This window comes from Thalassotalea profundi (assembly GCF_014653195.1).
Lineage (GTDB): Bacteria > Pseudomonadota > Gammaproteobacteria > Enterobacterales > Alteromonadaceae > Thalassotalea_B > Thalassotalea_B profundi.
Genome location: NZ_BNAH01000013.1, coordinates 83,129 through 96,487 on the forward strand (window position 1 = coordinate 83,129; position 13,359 = coordinate 96,487).

Annotated in this window: 17 protein-coding genes; 13 read left to right on the forward strand and 4 right to left on the reverse strand. The window is 36.7% G+C overall.

From position 1 onward, the window contains the following. The first annotated feature begins 36 nt into the window (after positions 1–36). On the forward strand, positions 37–366 hold the full coding sequence (locus IE155_RS14980) for a YbaB/EbfC family nucleoid-associated protein (RefSeq protein ID WP_189379117.1): 330 nt from the start codon (positions 37–39) through the stop codon (positions 364–366). A 148-nt stretch (positions 367–514) separates the two neighbouring features. Here the strand turns inward: IE155_RS14980 and IE155_RS14985 are convergent, their stop codons facing one another. Then, positions 515–1,255, reverse strand: coding sequence for a substrate-binding periplasmic protein (locus IE155_RS14985; protein ID WP_229817355.1), 741 nt, complete (start codon positions 1,253–1,255; stop codon positions 515–517). A gap of 157 nt (positions 1,256–1,412) precedes the next feature. On the opposite strand from IE155_RS14985, the gene IE155_RS14990 reads away from it, so the two are divergent. The 8 genes from IE155_RS14990 to IE155_RS15025 all read left to right on the forward strand — a co-directional run bounded on the left by IE155_RS14990 (position 1,413) and on the right by IE155_RS15025 (position 6,655). Next, positions 1,413–2,195 carry a substrate-binding periplasmic protein gene (locus tag IE155_RS14990; protein ID WP_189379063.1) on the forward strand — a complete coding sequence of 261 codons (783 nt, stop codon included), beginning with the start codon at positions 1,413–1,415 and terminating at the stop codon, positions 2,193–2,195. Positions 2,196–2,327: 132 nt separating this feature from the next. Next, positions 2,328–2,867, forward strand: a complete 540-nt coding sequence (gene moaB, locus IE155_RS14995) for a molybdenum cofactor biosynthesis protein B (RefSeq protein WP_189379064.1) — start codon at positions 2,328–2,330, stop codon at positions 2,865–2,867. Positions 2,868–2,871: 4 nt separating this feature from the next. Further along, positions 2,872–3,360 carry a cyclic pyranopterin monophosphate synthase MoaC gene (gene moaC, locus IE155_RS15000; RefSeq protein WP_189379065.1) on the forward strand — a complete coding sequence of 163 codons (489 nt, stop codon included), beginning with the start codon at positions 2,872–2,874 and terminating at the stop codon, positions 3,358–3,360. Further along, on the forward strand, positions 3,353–3,601 hold the full coding sequence (gene moaD, locus IE155_RS15005; RefSeq protein ID WP_189379066.1) for a molybdopterin converting factor subunit 1: 249 nt from the start codon (positions 3,353–3,355) through the stop codon (positions 3,599–3,601). Before moaC ends, moaD begins: the two co-directional genes overlap by 8 nt. Before the next feature lie 2 nt (positions 3,602–3,603). Further along, positions 3,604–4,053 (forward strand): molybdopterin synthase catalytic subunit MoaE, encoded by a 450-nt coding sequence (moaE, locus tag IE155_RS15010; RefSeq protein ID WP_189379067.1) that lies wholly within the window; start codon positions 3,604–3,606, stop codon positions 4,051–4,053. Position 4,054: 1 nt separating this feature from the next. After that, on the forward strand, positions 4,055–4,885 hold the full coding sequence (gene modA / locus IE155_RS15015) for a molybdate ABC transporter substrate-binding protein (RefSeq protein ID WP_229817357.1): 831 nt from the start codon (positions 4,055–4,057) through the stop codon (positions 4,883–4,885). Continuing rightward, on the forward strand, positions 4,885–5,565 hold the full coding sequence (modB, locus tag IE155_RS15020; protein WP_189379068.1) for a molybdate ABC transporter permease subunit: 681 nt from the start codon (positions 4,885–4,887) through the stop codon (positions 5,563–5,565). The genes modA and modB overlap by 1 nt, the downstream gene beginning before the upstream one ends. Position 5,566: 1 nt before the next feature. Beyond that, complete coding sequence (locus tag IE155_RS15025) at positions 5,567–6,655, forward strand: ATP-binding cassette domain-containing protein (RefSeq protein WP_189379069.1); 1,089 nt, start codon at positions 5,567–5,569, stop codon at positions 6,653–6,655. A 24-nt stretch (positions 6,656–6,679) separates the two neighbouring features. On the opposite strand, the gene IE155_RS15030 is transcribed toward IE155_RS15025, so the two are convergent. The 3 genes from IE155_RS15030 to IE155_RS15040 form a co-directional block, all read right to left on the reverse strand. After that, positions 6,680–7,447, reverse strand: a complete 768-nt coding sequence (locus tag IE155_RS15030; protein WP_189379070.1) for a ribonuclease H family protein — start codon at positions 7,445–7,447, stop codon at positions 6,680–6,682. 16 nt (positions 7,448–7,463) lie between these two features. Continuing rightward, the gene (gene lgt / locus IE155_RS15035) at positions 7,464–8,249 is read right to left on the reverse strand and encodes a prolipoprotein diacylglyceryl transferase (RefSeq protein ID WP_189379071.1); all 786 of its coding nucleotides are present in this window, start codon (positions 8,247–8,249) and stop codon (positions 7,464–7,466) included. Positions 8,250–8,338: 89 nt separating this feature from the next. After that, the gene (locus tag IE155_RS15040; RefSeq protein WP_189379072.1) at positions 8,339–9,259 is read right to left on the reverse strand and encodes a LysR family transcriptional regulator; all 921 of its coding nucleotides are present in this window, start codon (positions 9,257–9,259) and stop codon (positions 8,339–8,341) included. A 137-nt stretch (positions 9,260–9,396) separates the two neighbouring features. Between IE155_RS15040 and IE155_RS15045 the strand changes: the two genes are divergently transcribed. The 4 genes from IE155_RS15045 (at position 9,397) to IE155_RS15060 (ending at position 13,249) form a co-directional block, all read left to right on the forward strand. Then, on the forward strand, positions 9,397–10,089 hold the full coding sequence (locus IE155_RS15045) for a type 1 glutamine amidotransferase domain-containing protein (protein WP_189379073.1): 693 nt from the start codon (positions 9,397–9,399) through the stop codon (positions 10,087–10,089). A gap of 7 nt (positions 10,090–10,096) precedes the next feature. Further along, positions 10,097–11,254 (forward strand): iron-containing alcohol dehydrogenase, encoded by a 1,158-nt coding sequence (locus IE155_RS15050; protein WP_189379074.1) that lies wholly within the window; start codon positions 10,097–10,099, stop codon positions 11,252–11,254. Positions 11,255–11,282: 28 nt separating this feature from the next. Then, entirely contained in the window at positions 11,283–12,323 is a 1,041-nt protein-coding gene (curA, locus tag IE155_RS15055) for an NADPH-dependent curcumin/dihydrocurcumin reductase (protein WP_189379075.1), read from the forward strand. Between the two features lie 251 nt (positions 12,324–12,574). Continuing rightward, on the forward strand, positions 12,575–13,249 hold the full coding sequence (locus IE155_RS15060) for a YoaK family protein (RefSeq protein ID WP_189379076.1): 675 nt from the start codon (positions 12,575–12,577) through the stop codon (positions 13,247–13,249). The last annotated feature ends 110 nt before the right edge of the window (positions 13,250–13,359 follow it).

The following is a 13,359-nucleotide window of genomic DNA, read 5'->3' on the forward strand; positions in this document are numbered from 1 at the left end:
CACTATTGTTCCCACAATTGAATTTTGGAGTGAAGTATTATGATGAAAGGTGGCATGGGCAACTTGATGAAGCAAGCCCAACAAATGCAAGCTAAAATGGCTAAAGCACAAGAAGAAATTGCTAAAATGGAAGTTACCGGCGAGGCGGGTGCTGGTATGGTTAAAGTAACCATGACTGGTAACCATAATGTTCGTCGTGTGGAAATTGATGATAGTTTGATGGAAGACGACAAAGAAATGGTAGAAGACCTTGTCGCTGCTGCATTTAATGATGCAGTACGTCGTGTTGAAGAACAGAATAAAGAAAAAATGGGTGCTTTAACTGGTGGTATGCAAATGCCTCCAGGCATGAAAATGCCGTTTTAAAAAAACTTATCACCCATCAATAGGTTAAATCGTTTTGATATGACATTGTTGATGTTGAATTTATATGAAACCCATTACCCGAAGCCTAAGTGATTACTTGGGCTTTTTTATATATAATTTTAAGAAATTTTATTGGGAAAGCGCAACATTAACCTTGAGACATAACGTCTTGGTGAGCTTTGCGAATTTTATTTACAACATCAGTTGAAGTTTGTTTACTTAAGGCCATGCAATTAGCAGGATAATTCTCTGCAGGAATAATAAATAATTGAGTGACCATTGATTTATCTAATCTTCGCTCTTTTAATGAACGCTCAATTGAACTTTCAAAATCGGCTAACAAATCAACCCTACCGGCTAAAAATAATGTTGTAGCTACTTCATCATCAGAGGTTACTTGTAAATTCACCTCATCAATAAAACCTAAACCTACCATATATTGGTGTAAGAAAGTTCCTCGTGTCGCACTGATTGTATAGTTTTTTATATCCTTCTCCGTATTAACAGTGATGTCATTTCTATTGGTTAATTTGTAAATACGATGAGGTTCTTGCGTACTAATAGGACAAAACCAATGAAATAACTTTTCTCTGTTGGGAGTTCTTAAAATTGAATAGATTAAAACATTAGGTTGTGTAGTTGAAAGGTTAAAGGCTCTTGTCCAAGGGAAAGCTTCAATTGAATAATCGAGAGTAGATTGTGCTAAGATCTTTTTGACTACCGCTGTAGATTTACCAACGATACTTCCATTTTTATTAGTGTAATTATAGGGATACCAATTCTCAGTCACGACTTGTATTTTGTCATTAGCCAAAGCTAGGTTAATACTATTACTCACAACTAAAATGATATTTGCTAGAAAAAAGTTACGTAAAATGGAATGACTCAACTGCTATTGATAAATACTTAAACCGATTGTAGCTATTATTACGATCAAAATGTTAAATTGATACTAGCATTTATAACAATGAAGTTTAATTAATTTTAGTGCTAGTTTTATTTTATAGTCTATAATTGACATAAACAAAATCAAAGGATTGGTTGCTATGCATAAACTTCTTTATATTTTAGTTTTCGTTAGCTTTTATTGTGTTGCAAGTGCGAAAAATACTCGCCTTGTAACGGTAGTTGAACCTCCTGCAAGTTATCTCTCTGAAACTCTATTACCCGTTGGCTATGTTGTTGAAATAGTTCAGGCATTACAACGCATCATTGATAATAAAAACCCAATTGAGTTTGTGCCTGAAGCAAGAGCAATAAATATCTCTTTAGAAAAGGATAATGTTTTAGTTTTCAGCTTATCTCGAACTGCCTTTAGGGAAAAGTTATACCATTGGGTTGCGCCCGTCTTAATGAAAAGGTGGCAAGTATATGCATTACAAGATACAGAACTTGTATTAAATAACGTTGACGAGTTAAAAGCATTATCAAGTATTGGCGTTGTACGTGGTGATGTCAGGGAAGAGTGGTTAATTAACGCAGAGTTTAAAAATTTGCATTCAGTGACACATCATATTCAAAATGTTAAACGTCTTATTGCTCAACGTGTACCAGTTATTGTCTACGATCAAACTGGACTTGCTTATGAAAGTAAAAAGCTTGCATTAGATTCTTCACAATTTATTCCGCTAATAACCATTAAGCAATCTGAAGTGTATTTAGTTTTATCAGGACAAACAGCACCTCAAATTTTAACTCAATGGCAAAATGCTTATAATAGATTAAAGGTCTCTGGTCAGTTAAGAACAATAGCGCAGCAATGGCAAGCTCGTTTGCAAAGTGAGCTAGCCATTGACGCAATGATTGAAGATGACATTCTCAGCCTTTAAGGTGCTGAGTTTAATAAAATTAATATTGATTTAAGACAATTTTATTTTTATTAACAGTTTCCTGTTATTTCATCTATAAAGTGCTTACGTTACTATAGCTATTCTTCCAATGTATTCTTAAGGATATTTTACATGGCTCACACAGCCTTAACTTTTCAAGCTTTACAAATTGCTGTATTAACTGTTTCTGATACTCGTGATGAGTCTACTGACACTTCAGGAGAGTATTTAGTTAATGCTTTACAAGCCGCGGGTCATACCTTAGCGGATAAAGTTATTGTTAAAGATGATATTTATCAGATGCGTGCGGTTGTTTCAAATTGGGTTGCTAACGACAATATTCAAGTGATACTAGTCACTGGTGGTACAGGGTTTACAGAGCGTGATTCAACACCGGAAGCATTAACTCCTTTATTTGATAAAACCGTAGAGGGGTTTGGTGAACTCTTTAGACAACTCTCTTATAATGAAATTTCCGCTTCAACCATACAGTCGCGCGCTATTGCTGGACTTGCTAATGGCACCGTTATTTTTTGTATGCCGGGCTCTACGGGGGCGTGTAAAACAGCATGGCAACAGATTATTGAAAGTCAACTTGATGCCAGTCATAAGCCTTGTAACTTTGTACCACATTTAAGCTGTTCTGAAACTGCTTGTGACACTCGAGGATAGTTCAATGCTTACGCATGTAAATGAACAAGGGCAAGCGAATATGGTAGATGTTACCGACAAAAGTAACACTGTACGTATTGCTATTGCTCATGGCGAAATTTCAATGAACAGCAAAACTTTAGCTGCGATAAAAGATAATAGTAATAAAAAAGGTGACGTTATTGCAACTGCGCGCATAGCGGGTATTCAAGCGGCAAAAAAATGCTCAGACTTAATACCTTTATGCCATCCATTAGCACTCACTAAAATAGCGCTTGATTTTGAGATTGATGAGGAAAATCAAAAAATTGATGTTTCAGCTATGTGTAAATTGACTGGCAAGACTGGTGTTGAAATGGAAGCCTTAACTGCCGTAAGTGTCGCGTTGTTAACCTTATTTGATATGTGCAAGGCGAGCGACCCATTGATGGAAATCTCTGGTATTAAAGTGATAGATAAACAAGGTGGTAAAACCGGTCATTGGCAACGAAATGAATGTGAATTAAATGAATAAAATACTTTTTTTTGGTCAATTAAAAGAACGAATAGGTTGTGCTAATACGCAAGTAGAATTGGAATATCCCAGTTCAGTTGCAGAGGTAAAACTTCAGCTACAACAACGTGGTGAACTTTGGCAACAGTTATTAGCACAAGGTAATGTGTTATCAGCCGTTAATCAAACGATGGCCTCTGACGAAACAGACATTAATGCGGGTGATGAAATTGCATTTTTTCCACCAGTAACCGGTGGCTAATAATGATATCAGTACAACAACAAGACTTTAATATAGGTGATGAATATCATGCGTTAATTCAAGATGCGTACTCAGAAGGGGCAGTGGTTACCTTTGTTGGGCTTGTTAGGGATATTAATCAAGGCAATAGTGTTAAAGGCTTAACGTTGGAACATTATCCAGGAATGACAGAAAAGTCATTAAAGTCTATTGTTCAGCAAGCCAAGCAACGTTGGCCTCTTGGTAAAGTGCGCGTTATTCATCGTGTCGGTAAGTTAAAGCTCAGCGATCAAATCGTTTTTGTTGGTGTGACTAGTCGTCATCGTGAATCAGCTTTTTTAGCATGCCAATTTATTATGGATTATTTAAAAAACCAAGCACCATTTTGGAAAAAAGAGTCTACAGAAAAAGGTGAAAGCTGGGTTGAGTTTAATGATAAAGACCAAAAGGCTATGCAACGTTGGCAAAAGTAAAGTGAAAAAAATTACGATGAGAATGTACTTGCTAAGTGCAGTGGCTAGTATTTGTTTAATGCCTCGAACGGTTTTATCTCAAGAATTAACTGTTGCGGTAGCGAGTAATTTTTATCATGCACTATCGGTTATCTCTCAAAAATTTGAACAAGAAACAGGCACAAAGGTCAGGCTGTCTTCAGGTGCTAGTGGCTTGCTTTATGCTCAAATTATTCGGGGAGCCCCCTTTGATTTATTTTTCTCTGCTGATGTTGAGCGTCCTAAATTGCTTGAACAAAAAGGTTTAACAAGCGTACGAGAAAACTATGTTTATGGTCGATTAGCACTATGGGCTCCTCAACAAGCTTTATCTAAACAAAAGCAGCTTAAGCATCAATCAATAGTAAATGAACATTTTTTAGCGACTTATGAGCAACGGCTCGCCATTGCAAATCCTCGCCTTGCACCCTATGGAAAAGCGGCAAAGCAAACACTTGCATATATGGGATTAAGTGAAAAATTTAATGCCAAGTCTACTACTAATTTTGTGTTAGGTAACAATATTAACCAAACGTATCAGTTTATCGACTCTGGCAATGCTAAAGCAGGCTTTGTAGCTTATTCATTATTGAAAGCTAAGCCTGTAGCAGACACTGATTATTGGCTCATTCCACAAAATCATCATGAAGTTATCGAACAACAGGTTGTTGTATTGACTAACGCCAAAAAACCAGTTGTTGCCAAAAAATTTCTGGATTACATCTTATCTCCCCCAATTCAAAAACTATTAACCGATATGGGGTATGGTAGTATTCATCATCATATTAAAAATACTGTGTTAGGTGATGGTTAATGGATAGCTGGCAATCTGATGCGCTTGCACTGTGGTTAACGGTTAAACTTGCATTATTTACGGTAATTATTTTATTACTTATTGGTTTGCCATTAGCTTGGTGGTTATCGCGTTATCATGGCCGAGGTAAGTCTGTAATTCAGGCACTTATTGCTATGCCGTTAGTGCTACCACCAACGGTATTAGGGTTTTATTTACTAATTTTTTTCTCTCCCCAATCTTGGTTTGGTAGTTTATGGGTATCGATAACCGGGCAACAGTTAGTGTTTAGCTTTAGCGGAATTTTACTCGGCTCACTTATTTATTCTTTACCTTTTGTAGTTCAACCCCTTTATTCAGGTTTTTGTCAGTTAGGTCGCCAATATGAAAGTGTTGCTGCGAGTTTAGGTATAAATGCTACTAAGCGATTGTTATATATTGTTTTACCTATGATAAAGCCTGCTATTATTACCGCGGCTACTCTAGGTTTTGCGCATACATTAGGAGAGTTTGGTTTAGTGTTAATGATCGGTGGAAATCTGCCTGGCGAAACACAAGTAATGTCTATCGCACTTTATAATCATGTCGAAGTGCTCGACTATGATAAAGCACATATTTTAGCCCTTATTCTGTTAGTGAGCTCGTTTATTAGTTTAATTATGCTTTATAAGTTTAATCGTCCGTCAATGTTCGAGAGTTAATATGAGCTTAACGATAAAACTTTCTCATATAATAGAAAATAAAACGCAACAAGGGTTTATGCTTGACGTTGAAGTAAGTTTACCTGTGAATAGCCATGTTGTCGGGGTTTTTGGTGAATCTGGTGCAGGTAAATCGTCGTTACTTAAGCATATTGCGGGAATAGGGCAAGCCAAACAAAAAAAAATACACTATAACAATGATGATATCACTGCACTACTACCTGAAAATTCACCTTGTTGTTACCAGAATCAGCAGGGCTTTTTATTTCCACATTTAACGGTAAAAGAAAATTTACTGTTAATATTAACTCATGGAAATTTTAGTTCAGCCATACCTTTTTCATTCGATGAAGTAGTTAATTGGTGTAACCTCTCTACTTTACTTGAACAAAATGTATCCACCTTGTCAGGTGGAGAAATACAGCGCATTGCGTTTGCGCGAAGCTTATTATCGGGTAAATCACTTATTTTATTAGATGAACCATTTTCAGCTTTAGATTGGCAAGCTCGAGAAAAGATGTTGCGCATGATCCCATGGTTAAATTCGCATTACGCTATTGAATTTATAATCGTTAGCCATTCATTGCGTGAGCTTAGCCTAGTCGCCAGTTATGTTGTGTTATTAAAGCAAGGAAAAGTGTTAAAGCAAGGCCTTAGTAACGAAATTATCACACGCTTTAGCACTGAGCATGGCGGCGAAAATGGACAGCAAGCAGTAACGGCTCTACGAGGAAAAGTGGTTGAGCGCCTTGAAAAGTACCAATTATTAAATGTTTTACTTGATGGTGAAACGGAACAAACCGTTACGGTTCATGCGGATAAACATATGTCAGAAATAGCACCTTCAAATTCTGTGCTTTTGTCGCTGAATGCAAATAAAGTTAGCTTATCTAAAACAAAACCTAGTATGACAAGCATTGTTAATTTGTTAGAGGTGAAGGTTGCGAAAATTGAACGTTTTTCCAGTCATGCGTTAATTACATTGACTTTAAATGAACAGTTAATTTTGGCTGAAATATCACTAATGTCGTTAGATAAATTGACATTAGCGGTTGATGAACAGGTTTACGCGCAATTTAAGGTTTTATAATTGCTTATTAGACAATCAACTCATTTAGCCTGACTCCATCGCAAGTATTGTTTTAATATCAAGGGTTTCTGTAAAGCGTACTAACTCCACTTCTTTCTGCATACGCGCATATACCGCCATACGGTCTGATAATTCATTGCCTTCATTGTTGGCATGGCCTTTAACATGACTAATTGTTATCTTATTTTTTAATTCTTGATATAGGGCAAAACATGCTTGTACTAATTCTGGGTTTTTAATTGCCTCACCGTTAGCTTTTTTCCAACCTTTATTTTTCCAACCGGCTGCCCACTTGGTGATACTATCGATTGAATATTTTGAATCTGATAAAACTTGCACACTTTCATGGGTTGATAAATATTGCTTTGCCAACTTAAACGCAGCAAGCATACCATTTAGCTCTGCGGTGTTATTTGTACCATTTTCATTATATAAACCGTACCACAATTCAGTCAGTTTTTGATGTTGGTAAACAGCAACACCTGTACCTGACTTTCCTGGGTTGGGTGAACAAGCACCGTCACAATAAATTTGAATGTCGGCTTTAATAGCAGGAGATAAACTAGTACTTGCTGTAGCTCGACTTGTGGTTGATGAACTGTTATTGCTCTTTGAACGGTTCATTAACGCTTTAGTGTAACTCTCTTTAAATGCTGCTTCAGCCTCTTTTTTAGAAGGAAAACCCATAAATTGTGCGTCAGAGCGACCAGCTGTTAGGGCTTGTACTGTCCCCCAATTATCGAAAATACCTGTTTCTTTACCTTTCCAGATTACATAGTATTTTTTAGCCATCTTTTAATCCTTTACTTTATTTACTGCTAGTACGTTTTAACGATGAGAATACTAAAAATAAACCAATGATAAAAAATGGAATACTCAGCATTTGACCGGTATTTAATGACACGTCTATTGAATAAGCGGCTTGTTGTTGCTTAAAGAACTCTACAATAAATCGAGCAGTAAACGTCATTATTAAGAATAAACCTAATAGCATACCGCGATGAGCTTTTGCTGAAGTTGAACGATAAATTAACGTAAGGGTTATAAATATGCAAAGGTAGGCGAAGGCTTCATATAACTGCGCAGGGTGGCGCGGTAAATTATCAATACGTTGAAACACTATCGCCCAAGGAGCATCGCTTACTTTGCCAATGATTTCTGAATTAACAAAATTAGCACTTCGCACAAAAATGCCAAATAAAGCGGTAGCAACCGCTAAGCGGTCAAGCAACCATAAAAAATCTTGATCATTACGCTTACAGTAGAAATAAACGGCTATAATAACACCTAAACCACCGCCATGACTGGCTAATCCACCTTCCCAAATAGCAAGGATTTTCATAGGATTGGAAAGGTAGTAACTCGGATCATAAAAAAGACAATGGCCTAAACGCGCACCAACAATAATGCCTATAACAGCATACATAAGTAAATTATCAAGGGCTTCAACCGGTTGTTTCTCTTGTATGAAAATCCACTTCATAAATTGTAAACCAGCAAATATAGCGCAGGCGAAAAGGGCTCCATACCATTGAATAGTCAGTGGGCCAATTGCAATGAGTGTAGGGTCAATATTCCAAATAAAATGGTTCAACAGACAGCCTTATAGCAAGTAATAATTATTGATGCGTAATATAACAAGACTCCAATGTATTTGCAGTGGATAAAATAAACAAAAACAATTTATTTCAATGAAAGATCAATATGCCCTAGTTGTTGATTGAAAAATTCTTGTAGAAAATTGAGCAACAACCTTAACTTTTTATTACTAGAAGTACCGGGAGGGTAAACACCGTAAACATTGATATCGCTGAGACTGTAGTCGCTTAAGGCAACCTCTAAGGTCCCCGCTTTTATTTTTGGCCAAGCATCATATTGGGGTATTCGACCAATGCCATGTCCTGCTTCAACAAAGGCCGTACGGGCAGCGGCATTATTTGTAGTAATAGAGCCTTTTGTGGCAACCGAAAAAGTTCGGCTGCCTTGTTTAAGTGTTACTATTCCTGATGTTAACTTGTATATAACCCATTGATGTTCGCTTAATTCTGATGGTGATTTGGGATAGCCATATTGTTGGAAGTATGCAGGAGAACCACATAAGCAAGTAGGTAATGTGGCTAATTTAGCTGCTTGTAATCCTGAATCTGCTAATGGTGCGCCGCGAATAGCTAGGTCTATCCCTTCCTTCATAATATTAACAACTTCATCAGTTAGCATGACATCTAATGTTATTTTAGGATAAAGCTTTTTAAACTCGTTAAGTGCAGGAACAACCATCTGCAGTCCAACATTAACAGGGCAGGTTATTTTTAGTAAGCCTTCTGGATCATTTTTAATACTCTCTATTTCTTGATTGGCAGCATTAGCTTGCTCATAAATAGTTTTACAGTGAAGGTAATATGACTCTCCGGCCTCAGTAAGATTGATTGAACGCGTGGTTCTATTAAGTAATTTAACTTTAAGCTGTTCTTCCAATTTTTTAAGGTGGTAGCTTACTACTGCGCGTGAAAGACCAATATGTCGTGCAGCAGCACTTAAACTGCCTTGCTCCACAACTTGAGCAAAAACAACCATACTTTTGAGCTGTTCAAAAGAAATATTCATAGGGCACATATATAAAATGATTAGTATGAGCTTTATTGTATCAATAATTTGACTAATGTAGTTGAATTTATCTGCATTGTTAACATATCAGGCTAGACATATACTTGTCATACAGCTCAACCAATTGAAGTAAAGTTATGACACAGAAGATATTAATGGTACTCACATCACATGATCAGTTAGGAGATTCAGGTGAAAAAACCGGTTTTTGGATTGAAGAGTTTGCCGCCCCTTATTATATTTTTGTTGATGCAGGCGTTGAAGTAACGTTAGCGTCACCTAAAGGGGGACAAGCGCCTATTGATCCTAAAAGTGAGTTGGAAGATTTTCAAACGTTAGCCACTAAACGTTTCAATAATGATAAAGAAACAAAAGCAAAAGTGTCATCTACCCTTAAACTCTCAGATATAAATAGTGATGATTTTGATGGTGTTTTTTATCCTGGAGGGCATGGTCCGTTATGGGATTTAACTGAAAATCAGCACTCTATCACTTTAATTGCCAAAGTTTTAGCCAATAAAAAACCGGTAGCGACAGTTTGCCATTCCAGCACAGTATTACTCAATGTAAAAGATAGTTTAGGTGATTATATTATTAAAGGTAAAGCCGTGACAGGTTTTAGTAATAGTGAAGAAGAAGCTGTTCAGTTAACTGATATTGTGCCTTTTTTACTTGAAAATGAATTAATTAAGCGGGGTGGTGATTATCAAAAGGCCGCTGATTGGCATCCATTTGCAATACAAGATGGTTTAATTATTTCTGGTCAAAATCCAGCAAGTTCAGCAATAGCTGCTGAGAAATTACTGACATATATTAATAAATTAAGGTAAATAACACATGCTAAATTTTAGTTTTCAAAACCCAACGACAATACACTTTGGCGATCAACAAATTAAAAAGGTGACTAAAGAAATCCCATCAACAGCCAAAGTATTGGTCATTTATGGTGGCGGCTCTATTAAAAGTAATGGGGTATATGAGCAAGTAAAAGATGCGTTGAACAACCATACATGGTTTGAATTTTCAGGTATTGAGCCAAATCCTACATACGACACCTTGATGAAAGCGCAAGATATTATTAAAAAAGAAAATATCAATTATCTATTAGCCGTTGGTGGAGGTTCTGTCGTTGATGGTGCTAAATTTATTGCGGCCGCTGCACTATATGAAGGAACTGATCCTTGGGATATTTTGTTAAAACAGCAACCAGTAAAACAAGCGCTTCCGCTTGGCGCTATATTAACGTTACCTGCTACGGGCTCTGAAAGTAATGGTAATTCAGTGGTGACACGAGACGGCGATAAACTTGCTTTTTCAAGCCCAAAGGTGCGTCCAGTTTTTGCTGTCTTAGATCCTAGTGTTACGCTTTCTCTATCAGATAGACAAATAAGTAATGGAGTAGTTGATGCTTTTGTTCATATTATGGAGCAATATTTAAATTATAGCGTCAATGGTAAAGTGCAAGATCGTTTTTCGGAAGGTCTATTATTAACACTTATCGAAGAAGGTCCTAAAGCGTTAGCTGAAGGCTCAAAATCGGATCTAGATATTCGTGCGAATATTATGTGGTCAGCTACTATGGCGTTAAATGGCTTAATTGGTGCTGGTGTACCGCAAGACTGGTCAACACATATGATAGGACACGAATTAACGGGCGCTTACGGGATTGATCATGCACGCACGTTATCAATCGTTTTGCCCTCAGTTATGAAAGTTTGTCGCGAAAATAAACGTGAAAAATTATTACAATATGCAGAGCGAGTTTGGAATATAACTGAAGGTGAAGAAGAAACTCGAATTGATCAAGCAATAAAATTAACGGAGCAATTTTTTACGTCTATGCAAGTGCCAACACGTTTATCGCATGTCGAGCTTGATGAAAGCCATATTGAAGGTTTAATCAGTAAGTTAGAGCAACATGGTATGACAGCACTAGGTGAACATGGTGATGTTAATTTAGAAATTAGCAGAAAAATTTTAATGCAGGCACTGTAATTAATGTTGATTAAATTTAGGAATCAAAATGACACAATCAAGTAACTCAAATCGCCAAGTATTATTGGCATCGCGTCCATTTGGTGCTCCTGTTCAGAGCAATTTTTCATTAATATATAGTGAAAAGCCGTCACCAAAAGTAGGAGAACTTTTATTACGAACAGTCTACCTTTCCCTTGACCCGTACATGCGGGGGCGTATGAATGACGCAAAATCTTATGCTGACCCTGTGGAACTAGGTGATGTTATGGTTGGCGGTGCTGTTTGTCGTGTTGAAGAATCTCTTAATGATGATTATCGCAAAGGAGACTGGGTCGTTGCATATACTGGTTGGCAAGATTACGCTATTTCGAATGGCGAAAACTTACTTAAGTTACCTGAGAATATGCCAAAACCATCAAAGGCTTTAGGTGTTTTAGGTATGCCGGGGTTAACTGCTTATATGGGCTTACTTGATATTGGCCAACCTAAAGCTGGCGAAACAATCGTAGTGGCTGCTGCAACTGGAGCTGTTGGTAGTTTAGTTGGCCAAATTGCAAAAATTAAAGGCTGTAACGTTATAGGCATTGCGGGAGGGCAAGAAAAGTGTGCTTACGCAGTGGATGTATTAGGCTTTGATTATTGTTTAGATCATTACGCTGACGATTTTTCTATGCAATTAGCATCAACGGCTACATCAGGTATTGATGTTTATTTCGAAAATGTAGGAGGTAAAGTTTTTGATGCAGTTATGCCTTTACTTAATAGTTGTGCGCGTATTCCATTATGTGGTTTGATATCACAATATAATGCGACTGAACTACCGGAAGGCCCTGATCGTCTAGCATCATTAATGGGCATGTTATTAATTAAACGAGCCAAAATGCAGGGGTTTATTGTGTTTGATGATTACGGTCATTGTTATGGTGAATTTAGCTCGCAAATGTCTCAATGGCTTAATGAAGGCAAAATTAAAGATAAGGAGCATATCGTTGAGGGGATAGAAAATGCTGTCGACGGTTTTATCGGCTTACTCGAAGGGAAAAATTTCGGTAAAGTGATTGTTCGTGTTGGTCCTGATACACTTTAATTTAGTGACTGGTTACTACAGCGATCTATTGTTAAAATAGGTCGCAATTCTCTGTATTTATTTCTTGATAACTTTCTTTGCATTCACTTAATTTAAAAATTAAGTGTTTAGGTAACACAATTAAGCCATCATCTAATTTTTCACCCTTATGATTTAATATCAATGATCTAGCCATATAATATTTGATGAATAAATTATATACTAACTCCATAATTTAATGATTGGCTGTATATAACTTTTTAAGGAAATCAATGATATCAAAGTTACCTCGATGGGTAGAGTATGGGGCATTTATACTAGCATTGGTGGCTGGAATAGTTAACTCAATCGGCTTACTGGGTTTTCAACATCAATCAATCTCACATTTATCAGGTATTGCTACTTTACTGGGTACCGGTATGCTCAATTCAACCTTTATTGATGCCCTTCATTTATTGATTATTCTATTCAGCTTTTTAATTGGATCTGCTATTTCAGGTTATTTTTTACGTAGTGAAGCCTTAAAGTTAGGACGTAATTATAGCGCGCTACTTTACTTAGAGGCTGCTTTGTTAGTCACTGCTATTTACTTTCTTACTCAAGACTCTTTAAACGGGCATTATTTAGCGTCGGCTGCGTGTGGCTTACAAAATGCCCTAGCAACCACTTATAGTGGGGCTATTATACGTACAACTCATGTAACCGGCGTTTTTACTGATTTAGGTATTATGATTGGGGCAAAGTTTAGAGGAGAAACCTTTGATCAACGTAAAGCTATATTATTGCTGCTGATTATCATCGGTTTTATTGTAGGTGGCACCTGCGGAGCATATTTATTTAGCCTTTATCATATTTATGCTTTATTTGTACCAGCAGCAATTTGTTTACTTCTAGCCACGTCTTATGCAGTTTATAATGCTAAAGTGAGTGCTTTTAAGCATAGATAGTTGAATATAAAACTCTTTAATAAAAATGTTTGTTTTAATTTTGCAGAACATATTTTAATGAATGAAAATATAATGCGGTTGTTTTAGTGATATTATTTTTTTCATAAGAT